General features: G+C 59.1%; 13 protein-coding genes. 7 read left to right on the top strand and 6 right to left on the bottom strand.

The genetic code is table 11. The features are described from left to right. Positions 1 to 61: 61 nt before the first annotated feature. The 7 genes from VXJ24_RS02525 (at position 62) to VXJ24_RS02495 (ending at position 9,317) form a co-directional block, all read left to right on the top strand. On the top strand, positions 62 to 742 hold the full coding sequence (locus VXJ24_RS02525; protein WP_330971343.1) for a response regulator transcription factor: 681 nt from the start codon (positions 62 to 64) through the stop codon (positions 740 to 742). Further along, entirely contained in the window at positions 739 to 1,806 is a 1,068-nt protein-coding gene (locus tag VXJ24_RS02520; RefSeq protein ID WP_330971342.1) for a sensor histidine kinase, read from the top strand. The genes VXJ24_RS02525 and VXJ24_RS02520 overlap by 4 nt, the downstream gene beginning before the upstream one ends. Positions 1,807 to 1,893: 87 nt before the next feature. Beyond that, positions 1,894 to 2,706 carry an ABC transporter ATP-binding protein gene (locus tag VXJ24_RS02515; RefSeq protein ID WP_330971341.1) on the top strand — a complete coding sequence of 271 codons (813 nt, stop codon included), beginning with the start codon at positions 1,894 to 1,896 and terminating at the stop codon, positions 2,704 to 2,706. Continuing rightward, the gene (locus VXJ24_RS02510) at positions 2,696 to 4,771 is read left to right on the top strand and encodes an ABC transporter permease (RefSeq protein ID WP_330971340.1); all 2,076 of its coding nucleotides are present in this window, start codon (positions 2,696 to 2,698) and stop codon (positions 4,769 to 4,771) included. Before VXJ24_RS02515 ends, VXJ24_RS02510 begins: the two co-directional genes overlap by 11 nt. Positions 4,772 to 5,686: 915 nt before the next feature. Beyond that, complete coding sequence (locus VXJ24_RS02505; protein WP_330971339.1) at positions 5,687 to 6,982, top strand: solute carrier family 23 protein; 1,296 nt, start codon at positions 5,687 to 5,689, stop codon at positions 6,980 to 6,982. A gap of 209 nt (positions 6,983 to 7,191) precedes the next feature. Further along, positions 7,192 to 7,944, top strand: coding sequence for a tyrosine-protein phosphatase (locus VXJ24_RS02500; RefSeq protein ID WP_330971338.1), 753 nt, complete (start codon positions 7,192 to 7,194; stop codon positions 7,942 to 7,944). Positions 7,945 to 8,354: 410 nt separating this feature from the next. Next, positions 8,355 to 9,317, top strand: a complete 963-nt coding sequence (locus VXJ24_RS02495) for a CPBP family intramembrane glutamic endopeptidase (protein ID WP_330971337.1) — start codon at positions 8,355 to 8,357, stop codon at positions 9,315 to 9,317. Positions 9,318 to 9,718: 401 nt separating this feature from the next. Here the strand turns inward: VXJ24_RS02495 and VXJ24_RS02490 are convergent, their stop codons facing one another. The 6 genes from VXJ24_RS02490 to VXJ24_RS02470 form a co-directional block, all read right to left on the bottom strand. Continuing rightward, positions 9,719 to 10,282, bottom strand: coding sequence for a PTS sugar transporter subunit IIC (locus tag VXJ24_RS02490; RefSeq protein ID WP_330971336.1), 564 nt, complete (start codon positions 10,280 to 10,282; stop codon positions 9,719 to 9,721). After that, complete coding sequence (locus VXJ24_RS02485; RefSeq protein ID WP_330971335.1) at positions 10,216 to 10,845, bottom strand: PTS transporter subunit EIIB; 630 nt, start codon at positions 10,843 to 10,845, stop codon at positions 10,216 to 10,218. The genes VXJ24_RS02490 and VXJ24_RS02485 overlap by 67 nt, the downstream gene beginning before the upstream one ends. Before the next feature lie 111 nt (positions 10,846 to 10,956). Next, positions 10,957 to 11,655, bottom strand: coding sequence for a PRD domain-containing protein (locus tag VXJ24_RS02480; protein ID WP_330971334.1), 699 nt, complete (start codon positions 11,653 to 11,655; stop codon positions 10,957 to 10,959). Beyond that, the gene (locus VXJ24_RS11475) at positions 11,591 to 11,800 is read right to left on the bottom strand and encodes a CAT RNA binding domain-containing protein (RefSeq protein WP_430623807.1); all 210 of its coding nucleotides are present in this window, start codon (positions 11,798 to 11,800) and stop codon (positions 11,591 to 11,593) included. The genes VXJ24_RS02480 and VXJ24_RS11475 overlap by 65 nt, the downstream gene beginning before the upstream one ends. Before the next feature lie 519 nt (positions 11,801 to 12,319). Beyond that, a complete protein-coding gene (locus VXJ24_RS02475) occupies positions 12,320 to 13,279 on the bottom strand; it encodes a 2-hydroxyacid dehydrogenase (protein ID WP_330971333.1) in 960 nt (319 codons plus the stop codon). 131 nt (positions 13,280 to 13,410) lie between these two features. Further along, positions 13,411 to 13,740 (bottom strand): hypothetical protein, encoded by a 330-nt coding sequence (locus VXJ24_RS02470; RefSeq protein WP_330971332.1) that lies wholly within the window; start codon positions 13,738 to 13,740, stop codon positions 13,411 to 13,413. Positions 13,741 to 13,849 lie beyond the last annotated feature (109 nt).

Here is a 13,849-nt window from a genome sequence, read left to right as displayed (position 1 = left end):
CTCACCATATCTGCCCTCTTGCGCTAAGGTATGGAGAAAGAGACGACGCCTAGGAGGAGAGATGGCAAAAATCTGCCTGGTCGAGGACGACCCTGCCGTACGCGCCCAGCTCGCGCTCCTGCTCGAGCACGCAGGACATGAGGTCACGGCGCTCGAGTGCTTCGACCACCTGCCGGAAGACATCCTCGCCGCAGAGCCTGATGCCGTGGTCCTGGACCTCGGCCTTCCGGGCACCGATGGCCAGTATGTGGCAAGGGCGCTCCGCCAGCAGAGTCAGGTTCCCCTCATGGTGCTCACAAGCCGCACTTCAGAGCTCGACGAGCTCATGGCGCTCACGATGGGAGCAGACAACTTCGTCCAGAAGTCTGCCAATCCGCAGCTCATCCTCGCACACCTTGATGCGCTTCTTCGCCGTGGCAAGAGCCAGGCGCCGTCTGCTGTGCTCTCGGAGGGAGGACTTGCACTCGACACCGTACGCTCCGAGGCAAGCTACGCTGGCAAGACCGTCGAGCTCTCGCGGAACGAGCTCAGGATTCTGGAACAGCTCATGAGGAAGAAGGGCGGCATCTGCTCCCGCGAGGACCTCATGGAAGCCCTCTGGACAAGCGATGCCTTCGTCGACGACAACACGCTGACCGTGAACGTGAACAGGCTCCGCCAGACGCTCTCGCGCCTGGGGCTCAAGTCTGCCGTTGTCACATTCCGTGGCCAGGGCTACGCGCTCAGGCTGGAGCAGGCATGAACTTTGCTGCCTACATGAGAAGCCATGCCCTGCGCCTTGCTGCAAGCCTCATCCTGCTCGCTGCTCTGGGAGCCCTGCTTCTGCCTCTCGGCGTCAGCACCGATGGCACGATCCTCATCCTCATCATTGCCGTCATCCTCGAAGCCGTGCCTTTCCTCTGGGGCTACGCGCGAAGCCGCCGGTATATGCACGATCTCGAAGTGCTTGCAGACGAAGGCCCCGATACCCTTGCCTATGCCAGAAGCATCGAGGAGCCCTCATATCCTGAAGGCGAGCTCTCCTGGCAGGCCATGCAGAGCCTGGCCAGAGCTGCCCAGGCAGATAGCCATGAGGCAGAGGCTGCGGTCGAGGAATACCGCCAGTACGTCGAGACCTGGGTGCACGAAATCAAGACGCCGCTTGCAGCAGTGCGCCTCATGCTTGCCAATGCCGACGCCCCCGATACCGCAGCCGTATCCCGCGAGATCGCCCGGATCGATTCCTATGTCGAGCAGGCACTCTACTATGCGAGGAGCACCTCTGTCGAGAAGGACTATCTCGTCAGGAGCGTACCGGCAGACAGCCTCGTGAAGGAGGCCGTACGCTCCCGTGCCCGCACGCTCATCGAGGCCCATATGGCTGTGGATATGTCAGGGCTCATCGTTCAAGACGGCACCTCCCCTGTCCTCATCTGCGACCCGAAGTGGATGGACTTCATCCTGGGCCAGCTCATCGACAACGCCGTGAAGTACCGGCAGGCAAAGAATCCCCAGATCTCGTTCTCTGCACGCATCGAGGAAGCAGGAACGGCGAACGAGCATGCGGTGCTCAAGGTGGCCGACAATGGCTGCGGCATATCCGAGGCAGATCTTCCCCGCATCTTCGAGCGGGGATTTACCGGCGAGAACGGACGCAGCCACGGCAAGGCAACCGGCATGGGGCTCTACCTCGTCAGAACTCTCTGCCAAAAGATGGGCCTTTCCGTCTCTGTGCGCTCGAGGGAAGGAAAGGGTACGGCCTTCGAGATTGTCTTCCCGCAGGAGCGCTCCCGTTTCGAGGAAGGAACCAAGCTTACAGAACTGTAAGGCAGTGTAAGTGGCTTCGATGGCAGTCCAAGCTTCTTTCGGCGAATATGATTGCGACAGAAAGCAACACGAAAGAAGGAGTCCACCATGCCTCGCCATCTCCAGGGAGCCAGATCCGCCTTTGTCCACGACAGCACATCGCCTGTCCTCGAGATCTCTGCCCTCACGAAGGTCTACGGCGGCAAGAATGCCTCGACGAAGGCTCTGAACGGCGTCAGCCTCACGGTGCAGCGCGGCGACCTCGTCGCAATCATGGGCCCGTCCGGTTCCGGCAAGTCGACGCTTCTGAACTGCATTGCCACGATCGATACGCCGACCTCGGGCACAATCCGCATCGCAGGCACCGATACGGCACGCATCTCCCGCTCAGGTCTTGCCGACTTCCGCCGCACCCAGCTCGGCTTCATCTTCCAGGACTCGAACCTGCTCGACACGCTCACAGCCCGCGAGAACATCGCGCTGCCGCTCACGATCGGGCATGTACCGGCAGACCAGATCCTGAAATCCGTCGAGGCCATTGCAAAGTCCTTGGGTGTTGCCGAGGTCCTCGACAAGTATCCCTACCAGATGTCCGGCGGCCAGCGCCAGCGCATCGCCTGCGCCCGTGCGCTTGTGACACGCCCCCAGCTCGTGCTTGCAGACGAGCCGACAGGAGCCCTCGATTCCAAGAACGCGAAGCTCCTGCTCGAGAGCCTCGACGCCATCAACCGCGCCCAGAAGGCAACAGTGCTCATGGTGACACACGACGAGACGGCAGCCTCGTTCTGCAGGAGGGTCCTCTTCATCCGTGACGGCAAGGTCTTCTGCGAGCTCGTGCGCGGAGCAGATACCCGCCGCGAGTTCTTCGAGAAGATCATGCAGGTCGTAGCAGTCCAGGGAGGGGTCGACGATGCTCGCTAAGCTTGCCTTCGGCAACATGCGCAAGCTCATGCATGACTATGCCGTGTACTTCCTGACGCTCGTCATGGGCGTCGCCGTCTTCTATGCATTCAACACGATCTCCGTGCAGGCAGACTTCCTGTCGAACTCGCTCTCCGATGTCCTGAAGCAGGTAGGCGAGATCATGCACGGCCTCACAGTCTTCCTCGCTGTCATCATGGGCTTCCTCATGGTCTATGCAAACAACTTCCTGATGCGCAGAAGGAAGAAGGAGCTCGGCCTCTACCAGGTCCTCGGCATGCGTGCCGGACAGGTAAACGCCATCCTCACGCTCGAGACCCTTATGGTCGCCCTCATCTCCTTCATTGTCGGCATCGCACTCGGTGCCCTCATCTCCCAGCTCCTCCTCTTCGTCACGGCAGACATGTTCGCGACGAAGGTCGACAACTTCCGTTTCTTCTTCTCCCCCGATGCGCTGGCACTCACGTTCTTCTGCTTTGCCATCACCTTCCTCGTCATGATGGTCATGAACTCCATCACGCTCTCCCGCGTGCATCTCATCGACCTCATGAGCGCAGGCAGGAAGAACGAGAAGCAGTTCGTAAGGCATCTGCCGCTCTCCTTCGTCCTCACCGCACTTGGCCTTGTGCTCATGGGATACGCCTACTGGCGCCTCACGACCCAGGGCTTCCCTCTCGGCGGCTCCAACCCCGAGCCGGGACAGACGACGACCAATGACTTCCTTGTCACGACCGCACTTGTCGTTGCTGGCACGTTCATCTTCTTCTATGGCTTTGCAGGCGGCATCACGCTCATCCTCCAGCGCATGAAGAAGCACTACTGGTCAGGCCTCCACATGTTCACGACCCGCCAGATCGCCTCCCGCATCAATACGGCAGCTGCATCCATGGGACTTATCGCTCTCATCCTCTTCTTCGCGATGACGGCAATGACATCAGGCATGAGCATCTGCGCGACGCTCAACAAGTCCTATGAGGCAGGCGTCCCCTTCGATGCATCGATCGGCGTCGTCGGAAGCTCCCTTGAGGAGAAGACGCTCGACTGGAAAGCTTATGCAAAGCAGGCTGGAGTCGACCTCGATGCTGTCGGCGATACCGTCTCCTTCCGCGTCGGATACATGACAAACGGCGAGGGAAACCTCACTATCGATTCTCTGAATGAGATGTCTGCCTTCACCGGCAAGAGCATCCCGCAGGGATACGAGAAGGCCGTTGCCTGGGAAGCCATCTCCCTTTCCGACTACAATGCACTGCGCACCTTCAAGGGACTCGACCCGGTCTCGCTCGATGAGGACCAGTACCTCTATCTCTGCAACATGGATACGCTCGAGAGCTTCGTGAACACGGCACTCGAGCAGGGCTTCACGATCACCGCAGCAGGACAAACGCTCACCCCTGCCCGCAGCTCCGTGATCGACGATGACTCCTGCATCCTCCAGAACGATGCCATCGGCAAGACCCCCGGCATCTACGTCGTCGCAGACGACATCGCTGAAGAGCTCCCGAACTACCGCTGGGCACTCGACATCAACTACCGCGTCTCCACCGAAAACGGCGACCTGGCCGTGAAGGACCTCGCTGATACGATTGCTGCCTCGAACGACGAGCTCTACGTCGGCTCAGAGACCAAGACCAATGCAGCCCTTGAAGGCACCACGACAACGGGCCTCATCTCCTACATGGCAATCTACATCGGCTTTGTCCTTGTCATTGCCTGTGCTGCCATCCTTGCAATCCAGCAGCTCTCGAACGCCTCCGACTCTGCCATGGGCTACCGCACGCTCTCTGAGCTCGGCTGCCCGGAGAAGACGATCTTCTCCTCCCTCAGGACCCAGGTCATCTTTGCCTTCGCGCTGCCTCTCATTGTCGGTATCGCCCACAGCATCTGTGCCACTGCCGCTGTGAACAAGCTCCTCCTCATGTTCGGTCAGTCAAGCATCATCGAGAATGTCGGCCTCGGCATCGCAATCTTCGCGCTCGTCTATGGCGGATACCTGGCACTGACCTACCGCATGGCACACGGCGTCGTGAAGGGCGCCATCAGAAGCGCACGCCACGCCCTGTAGGAACGCTCCAGAACCATACAGATGCCTGGATACAGTACACGCTGCATCCAGGCATTTTCTTCTGCTGCCTTCACCCCATGTATTCGCAGAACCCAGAAGGCTTCATTGCGGCTAGCTATCCCAGCTGATACACTGGTTGGACTCCAATCTCAGCGCAGCCACGTTTGCAGGCGTGGACGGCGCAGATATGAATGAAGCCCGGTAGCCTACGGGCTTCATTCATATCTGCTCACAGAACAAGCTTCCCCCGTTCTCCTGAAGGCTTGTTTCGGGTTTCCTGCGACCACATCGAAAGATTCCTTGCAGCAATGCCAACACCGTTGCTGTTAGATGGCGCAAGCGGGTACAATACAGGTGCACCAGCAATGCCCGATTGGGTTGATGGTCGCGGGCGGCGCAGGTGTTACGACTTATGGAGCCCGGTCGCCTTCCGGGCTCTATTCATCTCCGTACGTCATCCTTATGATGCTTTATGTTCCCTTCTGATCCTCTCCACCTCCTCCACGATCTCGAGGACGGTCTTGAGGATCCCCGCAGAGAGCGCGAGGGCTTGCAGGATTTCAAGGACTAGGTCCATAGGCTTTGCTCCAATCTCTTGAAGCGCCACCCGCATCCGGACACTGCTGATGCATTTTGCAAGCTACCACGGAAGGCCATCTAGCAGCAGATCAGAGCCTTGCATCGATAAGCGAAGAACTTGCAGCAATCAGACAAGCCACGCAATAAGCGCTGATACGGCATCTGACAGGAATTGCTCTACTTCTGGGAACATCACCGGAATTTCCGTTCGCCTTCGGCAAGCGGCATGTCCTTCATTGTCCTTCCTTGGTAAAAAGCGCGACACTTTGCCTGCATTCTGTCTTCTTGCTCCCTATAGTGGTAGGGACCGTATTCCCTCCCCTCGAAAGGAGACTCATGGCACACCATGAAAGGGAGATCATCGGCGTAGACGACCGCGTGTCCGTCAGCCGTGCAATCCCCCTCGGCATCCAGCACATGATGAGCATGTTCGGCTCCACGGTGCTCGTTCCGGTGCTCACCGGCCTGGATCCGAACCTCGCAATCATGTGCTCCGGCATCGGCACGATCTGCTACCTGCTCGTGACCCGCAACAAGATTCCGAGCTACCTCGGCAGCTCCTTTGCCTTCATCAGCCCGATCGTGATCATCGGTGCAAGCAAGGGCCTCGATGCAGCGCTTTCCGGCGTAGTCGTTGCAGGCTGCGTCTTCCTGCTCGTCGCAGGCATCATCAAGCTTGTCGGCACCGGCTGGCTTGACCGTCTGCTCCCTCCTGTCCTCGTTGCCTCTGTCATGGTCGTCATCGGCGTCGGCCTCTCTGCGACAGCAGCGAAGATGGCATTCCAGACGACTGCCGCCGACGGCTCTACAATCTTCTATCAGGAAGGTGCCATCGTCGCCGCCATCACGCTCTTCGCAGCCGTCATCTTCTCGAGCATGGGCGGCCTCATCGGCACGATTCCCGTCCTTCTCGCTATCATCGTCGGCTATGTCATTGCCCTCATGCTCGGCATGGTCGATTTCCAGCCTGTCCTGGAAGCTGCCTGGGTGGGCCTTCCGACCTTGCATCATCCCGTCTGGGACTGGGGCGCTGTCGCCCTCATCGGCCCTGTTGCCCTCGTCGTCGTAATCGAGCACATCGGTCACCTTCTTGCTGTCGGCGAGATTGTCGGCAAGGACTACCGTCCGATGCTTCCGCGCTCCCTTGCCGGTGACGGCATCTCGACCGTGATCTCCGGCTTCCTCGGCGGTCCTCCGACCACGACCTATGCCGAGAACATCGGCGTCATGTCCGTGACCCGCGTCTACTCGACCCAGGTCTTCTGGTATGCGGCAGGCTTTGCTCTCATCATCGGCGGCCTCTGCCCGAAGCTTGCCGCCGTCATCCGCTCCATCCCCTCGCCTGTCATGGGCGGCGTGAGCCTTCTGCTCTTCGGCCTCATCGCCTCGAACGGCCTTCGTATGTACGTTACGAACAAGGTCGACTTCGGCCTCAACCGCAACCTCATGATCGCCTCGGTCGTCGTGATCCTGGGTGTCGGCATGGAGACTTCCGGCATCTCCATCCCTATCGGCGACTATGCCCTGCCGGGCATGGCAACATCGACCCTTGTCGGCATCATCATGAACCTGATTCTTCCGATGCCCGAAAAGGAGAAGGAGGAAGAGAAGGAGAACGCCGCAAAGGCGTAAGAGTCTCCCTCCCACGAGAACGATCAGGCCCGTATGTCCCAAAGCATGCGGGCCTCTTTTCATAAGGAGGCGCAATCTCTGATGGATATCCGCATGCTTCAGATCGGAGACATCCATCTCTCTTCATCTCTCAACTAAACGCATGCCCTCATCCCGTCGCACCGCCCTGATAAGGCATACTTGAAGGGATGATGCGACAAACAGGAGACATGATGAAAAGCTACGAGATGATGTGGCAGCGCCTGCCGCTCCATACCTGTGCCAATGCCCGCGAGCTGGGCGGCTATCCCACAGCCGACGGAAGCCAGACTGCCTGGCACCGCTTTGTGAGATCGGACCGCCTGTCTTTCCTCGACGACGATGAGAGGGAGTTCCTCTACGGCTACGGCGTCCGTACCGTCATCGACCTGCGCGGCAGCCAGGAGATAGCAGAGCATCCCGATATTCCCATCTCAGACGATGTGGCCTACCGCCACATCACGCTCCTCGACCTCAATATCGCCGACTCCAGGCTCGACGAGCTCATGAAATCGGACCGTGAGCCCCAGGCACTCGATTTCTATGGCACGATCCTCGAGAATACGGAGGGATTCCGGAAGGTCGTCCATGCCATCCTCGAGACGCCGAAAGATGCCTGCGTCCTCTTCCACTGCACGGAAGGCAAGGACCGGACCGGCATCCTGGCAATGCTTCTGCTCTCGCTTGCCGGCGTCGATCGCAACGACTGCATCGCGAACTACGAGATAACGCGCGAGAACATCCTGCGCAAGCCCTACTATGCCCATGACTTTGCGCAGGCAGGATCCCGCCAGAAGCTCATGGGGTCGGACCCCGATACGATAGCCGTGACCTACGATTTCGTGATGCAGCGCTATGGCTCGGCAGAAGGCTACTTCCACGCCTGCGGCGTCTCGGATGCCGCTATCGCTGCACTCAGAAAGCGTCTCGTCGTCTCTGCCTGAAGCGGGACTGGCCAGAAAGCCCATCCTTCGATACCGAAAGAGCCCCGCTTGCCCTCTTCATGCATATGCGCAGAGACAGAAGGCAAGGACCCACGGCCCATTGGGCACGCCGGCAAGGCGCGCTTTCCATCCGCCGGGACATCCTGGCCAGCCGGAAGAGAATGCCTGAAGCAGCGCTTCCTCATCAGGGGGGCATCTGCGACAGACACCCTCCGCAGTGCCTGCAGCCTGAACAGCAGAAACAACGTCATCGCTGCATCTTCGGGCATACGACCCAGGTCTCTGCCTTGCCCACTGTAAGTTACCGGCCACGATTCGGCACTTTCGCCGATATGTGCCTGAAAAACAGCATCAAGTAGGCTGGCATGAGGAAGAATCCCACTATATGTTTCCGGAGAAGGGAATGGCCCATGCTGCTGCCCAAGACCTACCTCGTCCGCATGAAGGAACAGGAACGCTACCGCTGGTGGAAACCGATTGTGGCTTTCCTTCTGGCTTGCCTCCTCTTTGTCCTCTTCACGGGCATCGCGTTCTTTGCCATCGGCTTCTCGGGAGCTCCCTCCCCCATCGGAGCCCTTCTCGAACAGTCGGAGACCCTCACGGCAGACGAGCTCATGCAGCAAGGCCTGGAGTCCCTTGCGGAGAGCGGACTTGGCATCTCCCTTCTTCTCGGCTCTGTCATCCTTCTCCTCCCTGCCATCTGGATTGCCATGAATGCCACGCGGCTCGGCGGCCTCAAGACGCTGAGCTCTGTCGAAGGACATCTGCGCTGGAAGAGAATCGGACGCCTCATCGTTCCTGCCTTCCTCATCTTTGCGGTGGGCAACTTGGCAGAGCTTGCAATAGCTTCGATCCTCTCGGGCGAGATGCCCGCCTTCTCGCTTCCGAGCCTTTCCTATATCCTCGCTATCCTCATCCTCGTGCCCTTCCAGTCTGCAGCAGAGGAATATGCCTACCGCGGCTTTCTCATGCAGTCCTTCGGCAGCTGGATCCCTGTGACGGCCATACCGCTCCTCCTCCAGGCACTCATCTTCATGGGGTCGCACACCTATAACGTATGGGGACTCATCTCCATCCTGGCCTTCGGCCTCATCGCAGGCATCCTGGCACTCAAGACAGGCGGCCTGGAGACTTCGATCGTCTTCCATGCCATGAACAATATCTGTGCCTTCCTCGTCTCGGCAGCTGTCGGCGCCAATGCGATGGCAGCAGAGGCCACTATCCTCGATATGGCCCTCTCGATAGCGCTCGACCTCATTGTCTTCTTCATAATCCTCCATATCGCAAAGAAGGAAGGCTGGCTGCTCGGGAAAGACGCCCTGGACAAGACCGCTGCTGCCGAGCTTGCACCGAAGCATATGAAGGACAGGTAGCTCCTCTTCGAGAGACACGCAGGCAGACAGAAGGAGGCCTCCCGTATCAGGCGCGGAAGGCCTCCTTGCGCATGGGACGTCTTGTGCCATCTGGCAGGCGCCTCCTCGCCGTCGCTTTCAGCAGCCGTGACGATGACTCCATCAGGCTCGATTGCCAGTCCGTCCTTTGACAGATCTACAGCCGTCTTCCCTGAACTCTCGACGCAGATGCCTCGGTCGGACAGCCTGTCTGCACCCTGGTCTGGCAGTCCCCGGGCACCTTGGGCCATGCCGGCAGGAAACCATCCTGCTGCCGCCAGTCTCTGCCTGCATGCTGCATCTTCTGGAACTCGCGAGCACGGTGCGGCAATCCTGCTGCCCGCGACATGCAGCGGGGCTTCCCGAAAGATGCACTGCCCGACTCAGGCAGCTGCCTTCTCCGAGGCCGTGCCAGGCTTCTCCTTTTCCGGACGGTAGAGAACCATGGCAGCAACGAAGGCAACTGCCACGCCGATTGCGACCCCGATCAGCATGTTCACGACGTTTCCTTCCTTGCCGACAAAGACCGCGATGCCCCAGAGATTGGTTCCGCCGAGCGAATAGCGGAAGACCTGGGCGATGCCTACCCAGAGGCCGCCTGCCAGGTTTCCGATCATCGCCGCCGCAAGCGGCGTCTTGAACTTGAGGTTGATGCCGTAAAGGGCCGGCTCGGTGACGCCGCCCACCAGTGCCGTGAAGGCACAGGTCGAGGCTTCTGCCTTGAGGTCTTCATCGCCTTTCGTCTTGATAGTAACCGCAAGCGCCGCCACGCCCTGTGTCATGTTCGAGACAAGCTGTGCGGCACCGACAAAGGAATCGTAGCCAAGCGTCGCAAAGGACTGGGTCAGAAACGGCAGGAGCGTCGTATGCATGCCGGTCATCACCAGAATCGGATAGAGGCAGCAGACGATAGCGACGCCGACAAAGCCGATCGTGTCATGACCCACATGATGCCGATGCCGAGCTTGACGCCGAACTTCCTGGATCCGGTCACGCCGATAGCGATTGCCAGGAAGTAGAGTCCGGCATCGGCCGCAAAGGCAAGGGTCACATAGGTCGGATTGTCGCTCGTGATGAGGCCGAGCTGGACCAGAAGGACAAGCACGACACGGAGCATGCCGGTACCGACCAGCATGGGAAGGATCGGCGTGATGCAGCCTGAGATCGCATCGATGATGGCACTGGCCACAGAGCCCACCGTACGCTTGCGGGGCTTTGCAGCATCTCCTGCCGCAGGCGCCATATCGCCCGATATCTCTCCTCTGGCAAGGATGGCAGAGTAGGCCTCCTCCACATCGGGGCCGACGATGATCTGGTACTGGTCCCCTGCCCACTGGGAGCCGATCGCGCCTTTCAGGGCGTCGATGCCGTCCTTGTCCACCAGGCCATGGTCCTTCACGGTGAAGCGCAGACGCGTCACGCAGTGCGAAAACCAAGTGATGTTGTCCCTGCCTCCCAGAAGCGGCATCACCTGCTCTGCAAGCTCCTCGAATTTCTGGCTCTTTCCCATCGCCGTCCCCTTTCAAGAAATATGCCTCCCTGCTCCGGACGGCATCCGGAGAATCAGAGAGGCAAAGCCCGCTTGCGCGGTAACAAGCCTTCAGGTATCGGTTGTGTGGCATTACTTTGATGCCGGGCTGTTTGGCGTCTCCCCTCTCGCACAGAGCCTGTTCACATGAAGAATCAGATACATCCTCTCCTCGTCCGGAAGCCTTCGTCCGCGCACGCACCTGAGATAGGCGCAGATATGCTCGACACAGCGGTAGGTGTCGGGATAGGAGTCCACGAGCACCTGATAGAGCTGCTGGTTCTTCGTATCGAGAAAAGCCCCCTCTGCGCTTCTCCTGATCAGGTGCTGCATATGGGAAGAGAAGCGGGTGAAGTCGAAGCCTGTCCGGTCGATCTCTGCCCCCACATCCTGTCCGACGATCGCGGCGATGTGGGATATCACCTCGCGGCTGATGGGCGCGTCATCCTGGACGCTTCCCTCTTCGGCATCCACCAGGTGGAGAGCGACCAGCGCTTCCTCTTCTGCAGGCAGCCATTCATGCATGCGCTCCAGGACCAGAGCCAGAGCCCTATGTCCTGCCGCAACCTCGTCCGCATAGAGGTCGCGCACATCCTGCTTGACCGGAACCTCGAAGACGAGACGTCTGTGCTGACGCTGGATAGCGAAGGCAAGATGGTCTGCCAGCGTGAAGGCGACCTGCGGATTCAGGGCCTTGCCGGTTGCGGCCATAAAGCCCTGCACCACCTCATCGGCAATGAGCACCAGAACTGACGGGATATCCTCGATAGCGGAGATCAGCTTCGGGTCCACCCCATAGAAGGTGCTCTATGCGCGAAAGCTCCACCTCATAGGGCGGCTTCCTGAAGCCGATGCCGCGGCCGAAGGCCACGAGCTCATTGCCTTGGGAATCGAGACAGAGCGCGACATTGCTGTTGATGTTGCATACAGCCTGCATAGGAGACGAGCATCCACTCTCATGCAATGCCAGGGCATACGGTCCTGGCATCTTCCGGTGCAGGAACAAATCTCCAAGATAAGTCCAGAGTAACTAATCCTGCGTGAGAGCCAGTATAGGACACCGGAGGCAGGAGAGCCCTGCCCTGAAAACCAATGGTTGCCGATTGGCCATCCAAAGCTCGAATCCAGACGCCATAGGAACCCTTTCTGTGCCTATCTGGACCTGGCTGGATGGGCACAGGCAGCCTCGCTGCCTGAAACGGGAGAAGCTGGAGCGCTGATGCGATGCGGCACTGGAAGAGTCTTCTGGTTTTCAAGAAGGCGTGCTTCCCAGGCAGGCATGTCCTGCTTCCCGATGAGGATGGCGGAATCAGGCAGCCCAGCGGCAGCGCCGGCATTCCTGCCCTGCCAGATTCCAGTCTCCTGATACGATCCTTTCATCAGAGATGCCAGACCATGGAAGAAGGCTGCCGGTTGTTCCAGCAGCCTCCTAATTTATTTGTGCTCGTCTATCTGCTTAAAGCTCGCAGACGTTTTTCGGCTTTCCATCAAGCCAGGCATAGACATTGCCGAACTCAATGGCAGCACGGCGCTGCATGGCCTCCTCGGTGAGGAAGCCCACATGCGGCGTCAGCACGACATTCTTTGCATGAATGAGCTTGTAGTCCTCGGGCAGAGGCGGCTCCATATCGAAGACATCGACACCGGCGCCAGCAAGATGGCCCGAGTTCAGGGCATCTGCCAGAGCATCGTTGTCGACGATGGCACCACGGGCGCAGTTGATGAAGACAGAGCCTTCAGGCATCTCGGCGAACTTCTCTGCTGTGAACATCTTCCTCGTCGAAGCGTTGTTCGGAAGGTGCAGGCTCACGATATCGCTTGCTGCGAGCAGCTCATCGAGGTCATCCACATACTCGATGCCTGCTGCCGTTGCCTCAGGATTCTCGTGGCGGGCGTAGCCCAGGACATGGGCGCCAAAGGCATCGAAGAGACGTCCCGCCTGTGTGCCGATGTGTCCCGTGCCGACGATGCCGACGGTGCGACCGCAGATCTCTCTGCCCGCAAGACCCTGAGAGGTCCTGCCAGAACGTGCTGCAGCATCCCCTTCCGCGACCTTGCGGAGCACATCGATCGTGAGGCCAATCGTCAGCTCGGCGACGCTCACATCGGAGTAGCCTGCGCAGTTGCAGACCGCAACGCCCTTTTCCCTGCAGGCATCGAGCGCCACATGGTCGATACCCGTGAACGCGACAGCAATCATCTTGAGCGCTGCATCTGACTCGACAGCAGAGGCAGGATAGGGATTGTTCGCAATCATCACTATATCGGCGCCTTCGCTCCTCTTGGCAAGCTCGGAAGCATCGGCTGTCTTTGTATCGAAGTACACGAACTCGTAACCACGTTCGCGGATAGGAGCTGCAAGCTCTTCGATGGTTTCTGCAGGCACTCCCAAAGGTTCCAGCAATGCAATGCGCATAGCATACCTCCCATATCATCAGATTTCCTGGGTCCATTATAGCCAGGCACTGCAGCCTGCTCGGAAGCCTGGTGAAGAAGAAAGACAGCCCTCCGACTTCCAGTGACATCGGGGGCCGGATTGTCTGGCTATCAATTGTCCGAAGTGGCGCTCCCATCCTGCGGAAGCAGATTGGAGCAGCAGTACTGGCTGTTCTGGGAGTAGAGGTACGGCAGGAGCTCGTCGAGCGGTTCTGATTCAGCTGCGCCATCGCTCACGCTGCTGACGTCCATAAGGACAAGCTGCTCGTTCTTCGGAGGACGACGCTCCCTGTCATGCGGCTTCATGTCATGCATGCCAACCGGAAGCAGGTTCGTGAGGCTCAGCGCAAGCCAGAGCAGGACCGACACGGCGATAGCGCAGAGAACTGTGACAAAGATCAGCTTGCCCATCTTCGGAGCGGCATAGTCCTGATTGCTCAAGCCAGCCTCTCTTCTGCTACTTCGGGGAATGCTCAGCCTCCGGCATGCAGAAAGCACTCGGTACCTCTTATCAGCTCATTGGCAGATTTCTGTAAGATTCTTTAGGCAA

This window comes from Olsenella kribbiana (assembly GCF_036408795.1).
Taxonomy (GTDB): Bacteria; Actinomycetota; Coriobacteriia; order Coriobacteriales; family Atopobiaceae; genus Olsenella_L; species Olsenella_L kribbiana.
This window is presented reverse-complemented; position numbering and strand designations above follow the sequence as displayed.

Excerpts from the sequence above, each read along its gene's own strand:
- VXJ24_RS02510 (WP_330971340.1), top strand. The coding sequence starts at position 2,696 with ATGCTCGCTAAGCTTGCCTTCGGCAACATGCGCAAGCTCATGCATGAC.
- VXJ24_RS02520 (WP_330971342.1), top strand. The coding sequence starts at position 739 with ATGAACTTTGCTGCCTACATGAGAAGCCATGCCCTGCGCCTTGCTGCA.
- VXJ24_RS02485 (WP_330971335.1), bottom strand. The coding sequence starts at position 10,845 with ATGGGAAAGAGCCAGAAATTCGAGGAGCTTGCAGAGCAGGTGATGCCG.
- VXJ24_RS02515 (WP_330971341.1), top strand. The coding sequence starts at position 1,894 with ATGCCTCGCCATCTCCAGGGAGCCAGATCCGCCTTTGTCCACGACAGC.
- VXJ24_RS02525 (WP_330971343.1), top strand. The coding sequence starts at position 62 with ATGGCAAAAATCTGCCTGGTCGAGGACGACCCTGCCGTACGCGCCCAG.
- VXJ24_RS02495 (WP_330971337.1), top strand. The coding sequence starts at position 8,355 with ATGCTGCTGCCCAAGACCTACCTCGTCCGCATGAAGGAACAGGAACGC.
- VXJ24_RS11475 (WP_430623807.1), bottom strand. The coding sequence starts at position 11,800 with ATGCAGGCTGTATGCAACATCAACAGCAATGTCGCGCTCTGTCTCGAT.
- VXJ24_RS02475 (WP_330971333.1), bottom strand. The coding sequence starts at position 13,279 with ATGCGCATTGCATTGCTGGAACCTTTGGGAGTGCCTGCAGAAACCATC.
- VXJ24_RS02505 (WP_330971339.1), top strand. The coding sequence starts at position 5,687 with ATGGCACACCATGAAAGGGAGATCATCGGCGTAGACGACCGCGTGTCC.
- VXJ24_RS02500 (WP_330971338.1), top strand. The coding sequence starts at position 7,192 with ATGATGAAAAGCTACGAGATGATGTGGCAGCGCCTGCCGCTCCATACC.